Source organism: Kitasatospora sp. NPDC093102 (assembly GCF_040683915.1).
Classification (GTDB): domain Bacteria; phylum Actinomycetota; class Actinomycetes; order Streptomycetales; family Streptomycetaceae; genus Kitasatospora.
Map to the genome: position 1 here is coordinate 13,726 of NZ_JBFBFA010000014.1, position 15,685 is coordinate 29,410.

Annotated in this window: 13 protein-coding genes, 1 tRNA gene and 1 pseudogene; 4 read left to right on the forward strand and 11 right to left on the reverse strand. The window is 72.1% G+C overall.

Annotation, left to right across the window (positions count from 1 at the left end):
- Nucleotides 1-14: 14 nt before the first annotated feature.
- From alaS to AB0O11_RS19910, 6 genes are all read right to left on the reverse strand, one after another.
- Nucleotides 15-2,675 (reverse strand): alanine--tRNA ligase, encoded by a 2,661-nt coding sequence (alaS, locus tag AB0O11_RS19885; protein ID WP_363388414.1) that lies wholly within the window; start codon nt 2,673-2,675, stop codon nt 15-17.
- Between the two features lie 229 nt (nt 2,676-2,904).
- Nucleotides 2,905-3,573 (reverse strand): HAD family hydrolase, encoded by a 669-nt coding sequence (locus AB0O11_RS19890; RefSeq protein WP_363388417.1) that lies wholly within the window; start codon nt 3,571-3,573, stop codon nt 2,905-2,907.
- Nucleotides 3,570-4,121, reverse strand: coding sequence for a phosphoribosyltransferase family protein (locus AB0O11_RS19895; RefSeq protein WP_363388420.1), 552 nt, complete (start codon nt 4,119-4,121; stop codon nt 3,570-3,572). The genes AB0O11_RS19890 and AB0O11_RS19895 overlap by 4 nt, the downstream gene beginning before the upstream one ends.
- Nucleotides 4,118-4,717: an LOG family protein gene (locus tag AB0O11_RS19900; RefSeq protein WP_363388423.1), complete on the reverse strand. Its 600-nt coding sequence runs from the start codon at nt 4,715-4,717 to the stop codon at nt 4,118-4,120. Before AB0O11_RS19900 ends, AB0O11_RS19895 begins: the two co-directional genes overlap by 4 nt.
- On the reverse strand, nt 4,714-5,586 hold the full coding sequence (locus tag AB0O11_RS19905; RefSeq protein WP_363388426.1) for a hypothetical protein: 873 nt from the start codon (nt 5,584-5,586) through the stop codon (nt 4,714-4,716). Before AB0O11_RS19905 ends, AB0O11_RS19900 begins: the two co-directional genes overlap by 4 nt.
- Nucleotides 5,587-5,622: 36 nt before the next feature.
- Nucleotides 5,623-6,456 (reverse strand): aspartyl/asparaginyl beta-hydroxylase domain-containing protein, encoded by an 834-nt coding sequence (locus tag AB0O11_RS19910; RefSeq protein WP_363388428.1) that lies wholly within the window; start codon nt 6,454-6,456, stop codon nt 5,623-5,625.
- Between the two features lie 373 nt (nt 6,457-6,829).
- Here AB0O11_RS19910 and AB0O11_RS19915 point away from each other — a divergent pair, with 373 nt between their 5' ends.
- Both AB0O11_RS19915 and AB0O11_RS19920 read left to right on the forward strand, forming a co-directional pair.
- On the forward strand, nt 6,830-8,242 hold the full coding sequence (locus tag AB0O11_RS19915) for a hypothetical protein (RefSeq protein WP_363388431.1): 1,413 nt from the start codon (nt 6,830-6,832) through the stop codon (nt 8,240-8,242).
- A 23-nt stretch (nt 8,243-8,265) separates the two neighbouring features.
- Nucleotides 8,266-8,865 (forward strand): GNAT family protein, encoded by a 600-nt coding sequence (locus tag AB0O11_RS19920; RefSeq protein ID WP_363388434.1) that lies wholly within the window; start codon nt 8,266-8,268, stop codon nt 8,863-8,865.
- 393 nt (nt 8,866-9,258) lie between these two features.
- Here AB0O11_RS19920 and AB0O11_RS19925 read toward each other — a convergent pair whose 3' ends face one another.
- Together AB0O11_RS19925 and AB0O11_RS19930 are read right to left on the reverse strand one after the other, a co-directional pair.
- Complete coding sequence (locus AB0O11_RS19925) at nt 9,259-10,194, reverse strand: hypothetical protein (protein WP_363388437.1); 936 nt, start codon at nt 10,192-10,194, stop codon at nt 9,259-9,261.
- 803 nt (nt 10,195-10,997) lie between these two features.
- Nucleotides 10,998-11,071, reverse strand: a tRNA-Gly gene (locus tag AB0O11_RS19930).
- A 276-nt stretch (nt 11,072-11,347) separates the two neighbouring features.
- On the opposite strand from AB0O11_RS19930, the gene AB0O11_RS19935 reads away from it, so the two are divergent.
- Nucleotides 11,348-11,569 carry a hypothetical protein gene (locus tag AB0O11_RS19935; RefSeq protein WP_174315667.1) on the forward strand — a complete coding sequence of 74 codons (222 nt, stop codon included), beginning with the start codon at nt 11,348-11,350 and terminating at the stop codon, nt 11,567-11,569.
- Nucleotides 11,570-11,640: 71 nt separating this feature from the next.
- Complete coding sequence (dcd, locus tag AB0O11_RS19940; RefSeq protein WP_363388439.1) at nt 11,641-12,216, forward strand: dCTP deaminase; 576 nt, start codon at nt 11,641-11,643, stop codon at nt 12,214-12,216.
- A gap of 73 nt (nt 12,217-12,289) precedes the next feature.
- Here dcd and AB0O11_RS19945 read toward each other — a convergent pair whose 3' ends face one another.
- The 3 genes and pseudogenes from AB0O11_RS19945 to AB0O11_RS19955 form a co-directional block, all read right to left on the reverse strand.
- A complete protein-coding gene (locus AB0O11_RS19945; RefSeq protein ID WP_224281316.1) occupies nt 12,290-13,180 on the reverse strand; it encodes a metal-dependent hydrolase in 891 nt (296 codons plus the stop codon).
- Between the two features lie 95 nt (nt 13,181-13,275).
- On the reverse strand, nt 13,276-14,268 hold the full coding sequence (locus AB0O11_RS19950; RefSeq protein ID WP_363388442.1) for a Yip1 family protein: 993 nt from the start codon (nt 14,266-14,268) through the stop codon (nt 13,276-13,278).
- A gap of 219 nt (nt 14,269-14,487) precedes the next feature.
- Nucleotides 14,488-15,561: pseudogene (locus AB0O11_RS19955) on the reverse strand (NDP-sugar synthase); the annotation flags it as partial.
- Nucleotides 15,562-15,685 lie beyond the last annotated feature (124 nt).

Here is a 15,685-nt window from a genome sequence, read left to right on the forward strand (position 1 = left end):
GCGAGGCGCCTGAGCTACTGACCGAGGACTCGGGCAGCGTCCTGGGCAGCAATGGTGAGCGCCTCGTCGAGGGCTTCGGGGTGCCGCCCGCCAGCGCTGGCGACCGCGCCCTTGCCGCCGGCTCCGCCACCGGCCACGCGGGCAGCCGGAACGAGGATCTCGCTGGCCTGGGTACCGGTGTCGTGGAGGCTGCGGGTGACGGCGGCGGCGAGGAGGGCCTTGCCGTCGTGTTCGGTGCCGAGGACGACGATGGCGTGTTCGCTACCGAGGAGGTCGGCGGTGCTGGTGGCGAGGGTGCGGAGTTCGTCGGGGCCGAGGCCGGTGACCGTCTCGGTGACGATCCGGCCGCCGGGGACGGCACGGGCGGAGGCCGCGAGTTGCTGGGCGCGGGTGTGGAGTTCTGCGTCGCGGAGTCGGGCGAGTTCCTGTTGGGCGGTGGTGAGGGTGTTGAGGCGCTTGCGGAGGGCGTCGGGGGCGTCCTGGGGGCGGGTGCCGAGGAGGGCGGACAGCTCTTCGAGGAGGCGGCGTTCGGTGTCGTGGTAGGTGAGGGCGTCGCGGCCGGTGAGGGCTTCGATGCGGCGGAGGTTGGAGCCGATGGAGGCTTCGCCGAGGATGCGGACGGGGCCGGCGTTCGAGCCGTGGGGGACGTGGGTGCCGCCGCAGAGTTCGCGGGAGAAGTCGCCGATGTCGACGATGCGGACGTGGTCGCCGTACTTCTCGCCGAACAGGGCGGTGGCGCCGGCGGCCTCGGCTTCGGAGCGGGTGGCGTGCCAGATGCGGACTTCGGGGTCGTCGAGGAGGTGGTCGTTGACGAGAGCCTGGATGGCGGCGAGCTGGGTGGCGTCGACGGCGGAGAAGTGGGCGAAGTCGAAGCGCAGGCGGCCGGCGTCGACGAGGGAGCCGTGCTGGCGGGCGTGGTCGCCGAGGGTGCGGCGGAGCATGGCGTGCAGGACGTGGGTGGCGGAGTGGGAGCGGGCGACGGCGTCGCGGCGCGGGCCGTCGACGAGGGCTTCGGCCCGCTCGCCGGTGCGGATCTCGCCTTCGCGGATGCGGACGGTGTGGACGTGGAAGCCCTCCAGGCCGAGCCTGGTGTCCAGGACCTCCAGGAGCGCGCCGCCGGTGGTGCGGATGGTGCCGGTGTCGCCAACCTGGCCGCCGGACTCGGCGTAGAACGGGCTGCGGTCCAGGACCAGCTCGATGGTGCTGCCCTGGTCGGCGCCGGGCACGACGGCGCCGTCGGAGATGAGGCCGAGGACGGTGGCCTCGGTGTCGAGGCGGTCGTAGCCGGTGAAGTCGGTGCGGCCGTGGCGGGAGGACAGTTCGCGGTAGGCGTCCTGGCGGCGCAGGGCCTCGGCGGTCTTGGCCTTGCCGCCGGCCTTGGCGCGCTTCTGCTGTTCGGCGAGCAGGGCGGTGAAGCGGTCCTCGTCAACGGTCAGCCCGGCATCGCGGGCGGCCTCGATGGTCAGCTCGACGGGGAAGCCGTAGGTGTCGTGCAGTTCGAAGGCGGTGTCCCCGGTGAGGGTGGTGGAGCGGCTGCCGCGGCTGCGGGTGATGGCGGCGTTGAGCAGCCGGGTGCCCTGGGTGAGGGTGCGGGTGAAGGACTCCTCCTCGGCGGTGACGACCTGCTCGATGAGGCTGGCCTGGCGGGTGAGTTCGGGCCAGACGTCGCCGAGGTTGGCGATGACGCTGGCGGTGGCCGGGGCGAGGACGGGCTGGTCGATGCCGAGCATGCGGGCGTGCCGGATCGCGCGGCGCATCAGGCGGCGCAGGACGTAGCCGCGGCCGTCCTTGGAGGGCAGGACGCCGTCGGCGATGAGGTAGGCGATGGAGCGGGCGTGCTCGGAGACGACCTGGAACGAGACCTTCTCCTCGCCGCCGGAGCCGCTGCCCGGGTAGTCGCGGCCGGCGAGTTCCTGGATGGTGGTGAGGGTGGGCAGGAGGAGGTCGGTGCTGCAGACGTTCTCGACGTCCTGGAGGATCGCGGCGAGACGGTCGAGGCCGAGGCCGGTGTCGATGCTCTGCTGGGCGAGGTCGCCGAGGATCGGGAAGGTGCCGTTGTCGTCGTCCTCGCCGCGCATGGACTGCATGAAGACGAGGTTCCAGATCTCGACGTACCGTTCGCCGTCGACAGCCGGTCCGCCCTCGCGCCCGAAGGCCGGGCCCCGGTCGTAGTTGACCTCGGAGCAGGGGCCGCAGGGACCGGGGACGCCCATGTCCCAGAAGTTGTCCGCGCCGAGGCGCTGGATGCGTTCGGCGGGGACGCCGATCTTGCGCCAGAGCTGTTCGGCCTCGTCGTCGCTCTGGTGGACGGTGATCCAGAGGCGGTCCTTCTCCAGGTTGTAGCCCTGGGTGAGGAGTTCCCAGGCGTAGGCGATGGCGTCGGCCTTGAAGTAGTCGCCGAAGGAGAAGTTGCCCATCATCTCGAAGAACGTGGCGTGCCGGTTGGTGCGGCCGACGTTGTCGATGTCGGAGGTGCGGGCGCACTTCTGGATGGTGGTGGCGCGGGGGTACTCCGGGGTGACCTCGCCCAGGAAGTAGGGCTTGAACTGGTTCATGCCGGCGTTGGCCAGCAGCAGGGTCGGGTCGGAGGGGATGAGCGGGCTGGACGGGACGTGGCGGTGGCCGCGCGAGGTGAAGAAGTCCAGGAAGGTGGAGCGGATCTGCGTCGAGCGCATGGCGGTATGGCCCTCACGGAAGAGTCGCGGAGAGGTGGGGGGGTGATCACACGCCGAGCTGGGCCGAGAACGAGGACTGAGTGGTTCTCAGTTCTCCAGCTCGGCGCAGATAGCTCGCGCCCCCACGGTGTAGACCATGACTCCGGTATCCGTCGCTCTGAGGTGACGCAGCCGACAACGGACGCAACGGTCCGCTGCGACTGCGCCACCAACAGTAGCGGCTCGGGGGTCAAGATCGCTTGGAGTTGTCCTCCTGACGGCCGATTCCGACCAGGAGGGGCAGGACGAAGGCGGCGTGGTCGGCGCGGGGCATCACGAGGTGGGCTCCGGCCCGGGTGAGGGCTTCGGGGCCGGCGAAGCCCCAGCCTGCGCCGACGGCGGTGACGCCCGCGGCGTGGGCGGCGTGGATGTCGGTCTCGGTGTCGCCGACGAAGATGCCTGCTCTCGGGGTGACGTCGAGCCGGTCGAGGGCGAGCAGGACGCCGTCGGGGGCGGGTTTGGGCTGGGCGTCCTCGTAGCAGACGACGGTGTCCAGCTGGTCGAGGACGTCCTGCGGCAGCAGCCAGTTGACCCGTTCGCGGCTTCGCAGGGTGACGACACCGGTGCCGACTCCGGCTTCGCGGAGTGCGGCGAGGGTCTCGGCGACGTAGGGGAACACCTCGGCGGTCAGGGTGGCCGTGGCGCTCGCCGCGGCCCAGCCTTCCTCGTTGATCGATCCGTCCAGTCCGAGGTCGGACAGGACGTATTCGCGCGGGGTGGTCGCGGCGTCGGCCGGAAGATCGGCGACGGCCACCCGCTTGCCGAGGGCAGCGGTCGCATAGCCTGCCAGGGTGGCGAGTTGGGCGTCACGGCTGTCGACGAGGACGCCGTCGAGGTCGAAGAGCACGGCCCGCTTCACGCGGCACCACCCGCCCGGGGCGCCGGCAGGTCGTCCTCGGTGAACAGCGAGTGCAGCGTGACGCGGTGATCGGCCAGCAGCGTCCGGCCGCCGAGCGGGCGCTCCAGGACGCACAGCGCGTGGGTGACCGGTCCGCCCACCATCCGCAGGATGCGTGCCATGTGGAGCAGTTGGCCACCGGAGCGGACCACATCGTCGACCAGGACGATGCGCCGGCCCTCGATGGGAAGGCCTTCGACCTGGTGGAACGATCCGTAGCCCTTGGGCTTGCGGCGCACGAAGACAGCGGGCAGGCCGGTGGCGGCGGACAGCGCCACGACGAGGGGGACGCCGCCGAGTTCGATACCGGCGAGCACCTGGGCGTCGTCGGGGACGAGGTCGGCCATGGCGGTGGCGGTGTCGCGCAGGAGCGCGGGGTCTGAGGCGAGCCGGTACTCGTCGAAGTATGCGTCGAGCCGGCCGCCATCGGCGAGCTTGAACGGGGCGTTGACGCACGCGGTTTCGGCGAGTCGGGCGGCGAGGCCGGCCGACGGGGTGCGGGTGGTCATGCTCCTCCGATCGGGGTGGTGTCGAGCGAGGCGAGGTGGGCGCGGAAGGCCTCGGCGGACTCGACGGTGGTGAGGAAGCCGAGCGGCCGGGTCGGGGTCTCGTACAGCCACCGCTCCTCGCGCAGGAAGGCGAGCAGGCGAAGGGCCGACGCGCCCGCGAGACAGACCGGCACGGACCGGATGGTGGTCGCGTAGTAGAGGGCGGCGGTCAGCTCGTGGAGGGTGCCGACTCCGCCGCCCATGGCGACTACCAGGTCGGCGTTCTCCAGGTAGTGGTTGAGGCGGGCGCCGGGGTCGGGCACGTGGACGGACAGGGTGATGTGGGGGTTGAACGCGCCCCACTCGTCGTGCTTGCCGGTCAGCGTGACGGCGGTGACCGTGGCTCCCTGGCCTCCGGCTCCGCGGGCGGCGGCCTCCATCAGCCCGTTGTAGCCGCCGTGCAGGAGCTGGTAGCCGGCCTGGGCGAGGGACCGGCCGATCTCCTCGGCCAGCGCTTCCTCCTGGGGGGAGGCGGGGACGACGCCGCCGAAGAAGACGGCGGTCAGGCCCTCGCGGGCCCGGCTGGCGGCCGGGCCCGCGAGGTGAAGTGCATTCACACCAGCTCCTGGTAGGTGCGGTAGGCGGCGACGGCGTCGTGCAGGCCGTCGAGCGCCTGCGGGCAGGCCCTTTCGGCCAGGGCGAGCACCCGCTCGATCGCCTCGGTGACGTCGGCCGCCTCCGGGATGGCCGGGCCGCTGATCGCGGCGTCCAGGTCGCCCAGGCAGGCGCGGCCGATCGGGGTGACGGCGATCTCCTCACGCAGCTGGTACCAGCCCCAGAACCGCGAGGCGGGGGCCAGGGCGGTCTTGATCAGGTCCTTCGTGGCCGTGTGCAGCCGGTGCCACTCGGAGTACGCCACGAACCGCTGGCCGCGCTTGATCCGCTTGTGCAGGAGAACGGCCAGCACCAGGTGCTCGATCAGCAGCTCGGCGCAGGAACGCGGCCGGGCGAGGAAGGCGGCGGCGAAGCTCTCGGCCGCCGCGACGTCCGGCGCGGCGACCGGTCCGGGCCGGCGGTCGAGGAGGACGGCAGTGCTGACCGTCTCCTGCAGCCGCGGGATCCGGGAGGCCGGTGCGACGTAGAGGTCGATCTGGTGGAGCTTGCCCTCGTCCGGGACGAGGAAGACCATCCCGACACCGCCGAGGTCGGCGACGATCGTGTCGCGCCAGCCGGGCAGCAGGGCGCCGGCCTCGACCGGCATCAGGGTGTCCAGGGCCTCGACGAACGACGGGAAGTGGGCGTCGTGAACGCCGGCGACGAAGTCGACGTCGGACAGACGGTCGGCGGTGCCGTGGGCCAGCGACCCTCGGACCATCAGGTGGGTCACCGCCGGGGAGGTGGCCAGGACGTCGGCGAGCTTCGACAGCAGCGGCAGCTGCGCGGGCCGGTTGGCCTGGGTGATCGCCGCCAGTTGCAGGGTGGGCATGCGCTTCTTCCTTCCGGGCGTAGGTGCGGGCTGGGATCAGGCGGGGATCGCGAGGAGGCGGCGCTTGGCGGTCTCCCAGCGCGTCGCGGCCTCCATGTCGCCGAGGGAGGTGTGCAGTTCGGCGATCAGGTCGTAGACCGTGCCCTCCGGCAGGGCGTAGGTGTAGAAGAGCCGCAGCAGCATCCGCTCGGCCGCCTCCGTGTAGCCGAGGGTGGCCATGTTGCGGGCGTTCTCCAGCCGCGCGGCCAGGACCGTCTGGTCGGCGACGGGCAGCGGCTCCGCGACCGCCGGGCTGAGCGCGGGTCGGCGGGCCAGGCGCTGGTATGCATCGTCGGCGTACACGTCGGCGATCAGGTGGATCCGGTCCGGGCCGAGCAGGTTGCACACCCCGTGGGCGTACGTCGGCGTCAGCCGCCAGATCCGCCCGCCCGTCATGTGCACCTTGGTGCCGCCGGTGACCAGGAAGGCAGACCGGTTGGTGTGCAGCGGGACGTGCAGCCTGTGCCGCTCGACCTGGTCGAGGTCGTCGTAGTCGCGGTGCTCCCAGAGGAAGGCGTTGCCCTCCAGCCGGGCGAGCCGCACCCACATGAAGTCCAGGCCGAGGTCGGCCAGGAACGCGGCGGTGGCCGGCATCCGACCCAGCAGGTCGGTCGGACGGGCGGCGCAGTCGCCGATCGTCACGTCGGCGGCGTCGCCGGAGGCGTTCATCAGCGAGGTGGTCCACCAGCCGCCGGACTGGTAGGCGCCGTACTCCGCCTTCCAGGGGGCCTGGGCGGTCAGGGCTTCGTGGCGCATCCGCTCCAGGTGGGCGGAGTCCACGGCGTCCAGCTGGGCGATCTGCCCGGCCAGAGCGGTCAGGGTGCTGTCCATCGGTTCCCTCCCGTTGCCGGCTCGCGGCATGACGAGCCGGAATGCACGTGGTGCTGGATGGGGTCGATCGGGCGCGGATCGGATCCCAGCGCACTTGATCTCACGCTTCGCTGTCGGCAATGCACGGACAGCGAGGTGGCGTTCAGGATGGCGGCCCCAGGTGCGGCACCGATACGACGCGGCCGCCGCCACCGTTCCGCCATCCCGAGAGGCGAGCCATGTCGGTGCGCGTCATGACTGCCGTCACGGTCGCCGTCATCTCGGCTGAGACGACCTCGAACGGGTTTCCTGTCGAGCGACCATGGCTATCGTCAGAGCAGACGAACGGGGACGGAGATGATCCGCGGTGGCTGAAACTCCCACACTCCTAAGGGTGTTGACGCTTCAGCGGCACTGGCAGGTCTACGAGACCTTCCGTCTAAGGTTCGAGGCGACGGCGAACTCGGCCGCCGAGCAGGAGCGCGACCCCCGGCTCCGGGGCCTGTCGGTCTCCAAGCGGCAGTTCGAGCGCTGGTACGGCGGTGCGGTGAAGACCCGCCCCTACCCGGACCAGTGCCGGGTGCTGGAGGCCATGTTCGGCATCGGCGTCGACCAACTCCTCGCGCCCGCACCGGCCGGCCCCGTACCCGTGCTCGCCACCACCGCCTCGTTCGCAGTCCCGCCACCACGGCCGGTCCCTGTCCTCCTCCCGCCCGGGCAGGCAGCCGCACTGCCTGTTGGTGGCCCGTTCAGCAGCGAGCCCCGCTTCGACGCGGGCACCACGGAATTGGAAAGGCAGGTCACGATGGCGGCTCGTCGTGCACTTCGATTCACCGCGATGGCGGAGGGCAGCAGCATCGGCCCGGAGACCCTGGGCCAGATCCACGACGAGGTACGGCGGCTGACCGTCGCCTACCCGAAGCTGGCACTACCGACCCTGCTCGGCGACCTGGTCGAGGTCCAGGACCTCACCTTCCAACTGCTGGAACACGGACGGGCCAAGCCGTCGCAGGCCCGCGAGCTGTACCTGCTTGCCGGGATCACCTCCGGCATGCTCGCCAAGGCCAGCCACGACCTGGGCAACCCGAGTGCCGCCATGATGCAGGCCCGCACCGCTTTCGTCTGCGCCGACAACGCCGACCACCACGCCATGCGCGCCTGGGTCCGCTCGCTCCAGTCGCTCATCTCCTACTGGGCCGGCCGCCCCGGCGAGGCCGCCGACTACGCCGCCCTCGGACAGGGCGCCATCGGCAACGCCCGTGGCACCACCAGCGTCTGGCTGGCCTGCCTCTCCGCCCGCGCCCACTCACTCCTCGGCAACGGCGAGGCCACCCGCACCGCCATCCAGCAGGCCGAGGAGACCCGCACGACCGTCGAACCCGACGACCTCGACGCCTTCGGCGGCATCATGACCTTCCCGCTGCCCCGCCAGCTCTACTACGTCGCCGAGGCCACCGTGCAGCTCGGCGAGGACCCGGCGCTCGGCGAGAGCCAGTCCGAGGCCGCCGTTGCCGCCTACCGCAACGCCACCGAGGACGAGTGGGCCTTCGGCGACCAGGCCGGCGCCCAGACCGACCTCGCCCTCGCCCGCATCGCCCGCGGCGAGATCGAGGGCGCCGCCGAGGCCGTCCGCCCCGTGCTCGACCTCCCCGTCGTGCAACGGAACTTCGGCATCGTCAGCAGCGCCCAACGCGTCCACGCCGCCCTGCACGGCGCCGGCCGACGCAGCAGCGGCAGCGCGGCGGCCGGTCTGCGCCAGGAGATCGAGGCCTTCACCGCCACCCCCACCTCGGCCCTCGTCCGGTGACCTCGCGGATAGGCTCCGCAGCCATGACCCCACTCCGCCTGACCGGCCCCAACCTGGCACTGCGCGAAGTCGAACCCGAGGACGCCGACGACCTCCTGGAGATCTACGGCGACCCCGAGGCCACCCGGCACCTCAGCTTCGAACCCCGCACCCGCGAGCAGGTCGAAGCGATCACCGCCCGCTCCATCGACTCCGCGCACGCCACCCCGCGTACTGAGTACTGCCTCGCCATCACCCGACGCGGCGAGCGCCGGCTGATCGGCTACGCGCGCCTGGCCACCGAACCCCAGCAAGCGGCCACCATCGGCTTCGCCCTCCACCCGGCCGCATGGGGCAAGGGCCTCGGCACCGAGACCGTCCACCTGCTCTGCGCCCTCGGCTTCAACGTCCTGGGCCTGCACCGCATCTGGGCCGCCCGCTCACCCCTCAACGAGGCATCCGCGCGAACGCTTCTCCGCGCAGGAATGACCGAGGACGGCCGGATCCGCGACCACGTCTACGTCCATGGTGCCTGGCGCGACTCCATCACCTACTCGATCCTGGAGCACGAGTGGACACCGATCGACGGGCTGGAAGCGAACGGAGCCGCTGAATCCGATGGCGAGCACAGCCCGGGAAGGTGATCCCCTGCTGCCCGAGCCGCACATCGTGATCCCCGGCATCGCCGGGTTCGCCCGCGGCGACGTGCCCGACCCGCCGGCGACCGACGACGGCAACGCCTGGGTCGACGGCTTCTGCTGGCTCCACTGCGACCAGCAGTGGACCCGTGTCCTGTGGATCGGCCCCGCTCACGTCGCCGGCGCCCAGGCGCCCATGTACGCCTGCGGGCCCTGCATCCGCGAACTCCAGGAGCGAGTCTGGCGCTCGATCCTGCTCAATGACGAGCCGTCCTGTCCGGCACAGCCCACCCCGCAGGGCCGAGAACCCCGGCCGGCTGCCAGGCGCCCCGGCCGCCACCGTCGTTCGAGCTGGTCGCCGATCCCCCCGGTAGTCCTGCTGTCGGGTGGACGTGTCGGTCAGCCGGTCGGGACCAGGCTGCCGAAACCCAGCCCCACTGATCGGGCCGCACGCAGAGCTTCCCTGGCGCGGGCCACCCCACTGCGAGTGACCGCTTCGCCGCCCCCGACGGCGATCGTGCGCTCGCCGAGGCCCGCGCAGGGGCGACAGATGCCCGGCTGCGGTACGGGGTCGTGGCACTGGGCGCACTCCGCGCACCGGGCCGCTGCGGGGCGTACAGGAGCGTGCGCGGGCGGCATCTTGCGCTCCAGGCGATAGCGGATCACCGCTGCTGCCGAGTGCACGGGAGCGGGGAGTCCGGGCAGCAGCGCCTGCGCGAGGTCCGTGTGGGTCGCGCCGCGCTCCAGCCACTGGACGACCAGCGGGGCGAGCTTCCGCGCCTCGGCCTCACCGAGGCGCAGACGCGGCTCGGGCCGGATCGCCCGGAAGAGCGCGGCGACCGCCTCGCGGACCTGCTGGTCCGGCAGCGAGGCAGCCTCACCGGTGTCCTGTTGTTCTTCCTCCAGCTCGCCGCCGACCGCCTGGCCGTCGACGAGGTCGGCGGGGAGGGAGGGTTCTTTGTCCAGGTCCTTTACTACAAGGGCGCCGACGGGCCCGGTGGTCGCTATACCGGACGCCGGACGGGCGGCACCCGGTACCGCGAGCTGTGGGGTGTCGTAGACGTGGTTCTCGGTGCGGAGGGTGCCGTCCGGCATCCGGATCGTCTCGACCCGGTAGAAACCGGCCTCGGCCAGCTCCTTCAGGGCCTTGCGGACAGCGCCGCGTCCCTGGGGGCTGGTGTCGGCCATGTGCCGGCCGTCCTCGTGCCAGCCGTCGGGGCGGGAGAGGAGGTCCGCGAGCAGGCCGCGGGCGGTGTAGGAGAGCCGTCGGTACTGCAGGACGGCGTTGGGCAGCACGGTGAAGTTGCGCACGTGGGCGCTACGATGGACGCGCATCGGGAGTGTCAGCTCCTGTTGCCGGACCCCGGAGCGTTGGCGCGCTGCCGGGGTCGCCTGTTTTCGGTTGGAGCACGGAACGTAGCACACGCACCGTTCGAAGATCGACACGATCAGTGAGCGATCACGATCACACATCAGCGCATCACGAACGGTCAGACAGCGGTGGCCAAGTGGCAAGGAGAGCCTGCCCACTTGACCACCGGCCGACAGCCCCGGTGCCTCGATCGTGCCACGACACGGATGGCGGGTTTACTTCCCGGGCAGGCCGGGTCCGTCCGAATGTCGAGGATGGCCGGCGTGGCGCCCTACCGAACCCGCTAGCGGGACTGTACTCCTGACGGTAAGTCATCGCAGGCGGCCGGCTTTCCGGCGCACGCCCGACGTGAAGGAGTGGTGGGCTCATGACCAACGCGAACCCGATCCCCGAGGAGCGGCTGAAGGAACTGCGGGAGCTGGCGGCCCGGCTCCCGCCGGAGCGCGTGGGAGTCTCCTGCGATCAGCTCCAGGCCGAGATGGACAGCTCCTACGGGTCGTCCTTCTCCGACCCCTCCGCGGGGACGACCCCGAGGACAAGGGCGACCGCTACATGCAGGTGTACGGCACGTGGAACGGCAACTCCAATCAGCTGTCCGCCTTCCGCCCGGCCGACTACCACCGCTGAACACACCCGCGCGAAGGCCGCAGCGAGAGGACCCCGAGCCGGATCCGCGCCCGCCCTTCTGGCACGGATCTGGCACGGCGGGGTCGGATTGGTCTAGACAATGCGAAAGCCCCAGGCCGTTGACCTGGGGCTTTACTGCTGGAGCGGGCGACGAGAATCGAACTCGCGCTCTAAGCTTGGGAAGCTCATGTTCTACCATTAAACTACGCCCGCCTGATGAGCTGTCAGAGACCGCTCGATCCAGTGTCACTGTACCCCATCCGCGACGGTGGTTGCACAGGGGGTCTGCGGACGTGGCGGAGCCCACTGGGGCAGGTGTGGGGGCGTACTGTTTGGGCCGCGTGCGAGTGCCCCGGCGGGTGGGGGCCGGGGCGGCGAGCCACGGTGAGGAATGTCCGGAACATCCCCTAATGTGACGCTGTCCCGGAGCTCGGCCGCCGGGGCGCACGAGTACGGGTGAGTACTGGGTTAGGGATGGGAAGGGGATCGATGGAGCAGCGCGCCGTCGTTCGTTGTGCCGAGGGGCACCTGTTCAGCACCACCACGTTCCCGATGCAGAACCTCGGTCCGGGCCGGCTCGGGCCCGGGCGGTTGATCCGCTGTCCGCAGTGCGGACGGCTGCGGAGTTCGGTGCTGGCCGACGTGCGGGAGCTGTCGGAGCCGCAACTGGCGCGGGCGATGCGGCTGGAGGCCGCGGAGTTCCTGGCCTGACGGCGGACGGACGGACAGGTGGGCCCCGGGCGGATTCGTCCGGGGCCCTTTCTTGCACGTAACCTCGAAGCGTGCTGCTCTCTGACAAGGACATCCGGACCGAAATCGACCTGGGCCGGGTCGTCATCGACCCGTTCGACCCGGCGATGATCCAGCCGTCGAGTATCGACGTGCGCCTCGACCGCTTCTTCCGCGTGTTCGAGAACCACAAGTACCCCCACATCGACCCCTCCGAGGAGCAGCCGGACCTGACCCGGCTGGTCGAGCCGGAGGGCGACGAGGCGTTCATCCTCCACCCCGGCGAGTTCGTGCTGGCCTCGACGTACGAGGTCATCACGCTGCCCGAGGACGTCGCGTCCCGGCTGGAGGGCAAGTCGAGCCTGGGCCGGCTGGGCCTGCTCACCCACTCCACGGCCGGCTTCATCGACCCCGGCTTCAGCGGCCACGTGACCCTGGAGCTGTCGAACGTCGCGACGCTGCCGATCAAGCTGTACCCGGGCATGAAGATCGGACAGCTGTGCCTGTTCCGGCTCTCCTCGCCCTCGGAGCACCCGTACGGCTCGGAGCGCTACGGCTCGCGCTACCAGGGCCAACGCGGCCCGACGCCGTCCCGCTCGTTCCTGAACTTCCACCGCAGCAAGGTCTGACCCCAGGACCCACGGAGCGCACGCACGACGGGCGGCCACCCCTCACCGCGAGGGGTGGCCGCCCGCGGCGTTCTCAGGCCCGCTTGGGGCTGGTGACGGCGACCAGCTCGGTGCCGTCCTCGGACAGCCGCAGTTCGGTGCGCAGCTCGGCCAGCTCGCCGAGGTGGTGCAGGTGGGTGCCGCCGCAGAAGATCTGCGCGCCGCCCTCGGGCAGCTCGCAGTGCCACTGGCGGCGGGCCGTGAGCTCGGGGCCGGGCACCTCGATGCGGACCGGGGCGTCGGCGGCGACCCAGGCGGCCAGCCGGGCGTTGACGGCCTCGGTGAGGGCCGGCAGGGCGTCGGCGAGGGCCGGGAACTCCTCGGTGGCGTCCACCGTGAAGCCCTTCTTCTTCAGCGACTTGCCGAGCCGGTAGGTGTCGGTGCTGGCCGCGGTGTCCATCACCGAGCTCGCCATGGCGAGGCTGTCGAAGTCCGGGTGGCCGAAGGCGTCCGAGCGGCCCGGGTCCTTGCGCCAGCGCGGGGCGAGCGCGGCGTTCAGGGCGAGGGCGAGCAGGTGGCAGCCGCTGTGCGAGGCGCTGAGGGCGCCCCGGCGCTCGGCGTCGACGGCGAGCGCGACGGTGCGGCCGACGAGGTCGCCCGGGTCGGTGTCGAGGACGTGCAGGACCAGCCAGGACCACTCCTCGTCGCCGCGCCGGACCGGGATGTCGGCGCCGACCAGCAGCTCCCCGCCCTCCGGGCCGACGGCACCGGTCAGGCAGTCGACCACGGCCAGCTCGGTGCCGTCCACGGTCAGGGTGCCGAGGTCGGCCGGCTGGTCGGGCCAGGTGTGGTCGAGCGGGTGGAACGGGGTCGCCTCGGTGACGACGGCGTACCGGCCGTCGGCCAGCGGGTGCACCGCGAGCACCGGGGACTCGCCGGTCACCGCCCCGGCCGGGAAGCTGACGTGGGTGGTGGGGAGGGTCATGCCTGGCTCCGGTGAAGGTGGGACGACGAGGGTGGGGCGGGCCCGGCGCTCGGCCGCGGCCCGCCCCCCATTCTGCCCTCCGCCCGTCGGGCCCCTCAGCCCAGCGTCGGCAGCTTGATCAGCACCAGCAGCGCGACCAGCTGCACCGCCGAGGCGGCCGCGGCCTTGCCCCAGGGCAGGTCGTGCAGCCGCCGGACCATGCTGGTCAGCAGGTACGCGCAGAGCATCCAGGTGGCCCAGCCGACGACCTGGACGACGGCGCTGCCCGAGGGCAGCACCAGGTCGAGCAGCAGCCGGGGCACGTCGGTGAGCCAGCCGATCAGCGCGGCCAGGCCGACGGTCGCCTTCCACGGACCGTCGCCGCCCAGCTGGCGGGCCAGCGCGTAGGTGACCCCGCCGAAGAGCGCGCCGGTCACGGTGAAGCCGATGGCGGCGGCGATGATGCCGGTCAGCGCCACGGTGAAGGTCGAGTTGACGATGTCGTCGTGGGTCAGCCCGATGCCGAGCACCGCGAGCGCGCCGTACAGCAGCGAGACGGTGAGGGCGGGCAGCCAGACCTGGTGGTCGCGGGTGCGGTCGAAGATCGCGGTCGGCGTGCGGAACAGGCCGGTGAACAGCTCGCGCCAGTGCGGCCGGGGCCCGGCGACGTGCGGGGCGGACTGGCCGCCGGCCCGGTAGACGGCGACGTTGTCCTGGCCGTACGACTGCTGCTGGTCGTAACCCTGGTCCTGGCCGTAGCCCTGCGCGGGGCCGTACGGCGGCTGCTGCCCGCGGCCGTCGTCGTAGTAGCCGTGCTCCTGGCCGGGGTGCCCCTGGTACGGCGGCTGCTGCCCGTACGGACCGCCGACCGCGTAGGGGTCGGCGACCGGGAAGGCCCGGGTGCTGCCGGGCCGGTCCGCCGCGTACGGGTCGTATCCGTCCCCCGCCCCGTGCTCCGGGCCGCCGGGCGCGCCGCCGGGCGCCGCCGCGTGCGGGGCCGTGAAGTACTCCGGCCCGTCCGTCCCCCCGGGCGCCGCCGACGGAGGGGCCGACCACCCGCCGTGCGGACGGTCCGCGCCCTGACCGCTGTCGTATCGATTACCAGCCACGGTCCGAAGGTACCCGTCCGGCCCGGCCCGCGTCGGCCCCGGACGGAGCCGGGGCCGGTTTGCAGCGAGGCTGAGACGAACGGGGCCGAAAACCCGCGGAACAGGCCCGCGGGCTCCAAGGCTCCAGGGCCCCGGACCCCGTGTCTACCGCTGTGCGCCGATCGACGGCCCGTGCACCGCCGCGGCCGCGCTGGTACCGGCCGGGCAGCCACCCGGGCCGGCCGAGGTGCGGACGGCGCCGACCGGCAGCAGGGTGCCGCAGGCGATCCGGATGCCGTTCGGCAGCTCGTTGTCCGACTCCACGATCGCGCCGTCGCCGATCACCGCGCCGTCCAGCGCCGAGCGGTCGCCGACGGTGGCGAAGGCGCCCACGATCGAGTCCTTGACCAGGGCGTCCGGGCCGATCACCGCGCCCGGCAGGATCACGCTGCCTTCGACGATCGCGCCGGCCTCGACCACCGCGTCCTCGGCGACCACGGTGCCGCCGCTGAGCACCGCGCCCGGGTGGACGGCGGCGCCGGGCAGCAGCAGGGCGTCGCCGGTCGGGCCGGGAACGGCCGGGGAGTCGACCTTGCCGAGCACCAGGTCGGCCGAGCCTCGGACGAAGGCCGCCGGGGTGCCCAGGTCCAGCCAGTACGAGGTGTCGACGACGCCGCGCAGCAGCGCGCCGGTGGCCAGCAGCTCCGGGAAGGTCTCGCGCTCGACGGACACCTCCCGGCCGGCCGGGATGCGGTCGATCACGGACCGGGTGAAGACGTAGCAGCCGGCGTTGATCTGGTCGGTGACGATCTGCTCCGGGGTCTCCGGCTTCTCCAGGAACTCCAGCACCCGCCCGTCCTCGTCGGTCGGGACGAGGCCGAAGGCGCGCGGGTCCTCGACCCGGGTCAGGTGCAGGGTGACGTCGGCCCCGGCGGCCACGTGGCCGTCGCGCAGGGCGGCGATGTCGACGCCGGAGAGGATGTCGCCGTTGAACACCAGGACCGGCTCGTCCGGTCCGCAGGTCAGGCCCGAGGCGGCGTTGCGGATGGCCCCACCGGTGCCCAGCGGCTCGCGCTCGGTCAGGTAGACCAGCTCGATGCCGTACGGCGTGCCGTCCTGGAAGTGGTCCTCGAACACCTCGGCCAGGTACGAGGTGGCCAGCACGACGCGGGTGACGCCAGCGGCGGCCGCGCGGGCCAGCTGGTGCGCGATGAACGGGACACCTGCCACCGGCAGCATCGGCTTGGGGGTGTGGGTGGTCAGCGGACGCAGTCGCGTGCCCTTACCACCGACCAGCATGATTGCCTCGGTCATGGTCTGCGCTGTTCCCCTTGTGGTCTCTGCGGCCCGGCCCGGCGGGCCGACACCTCGTCGTCGGTCTGGACCCGGCCGTCCGGCCGGCGCGGGTCGCCACCCGCCCGGGGCTTCCGTCCGGAAC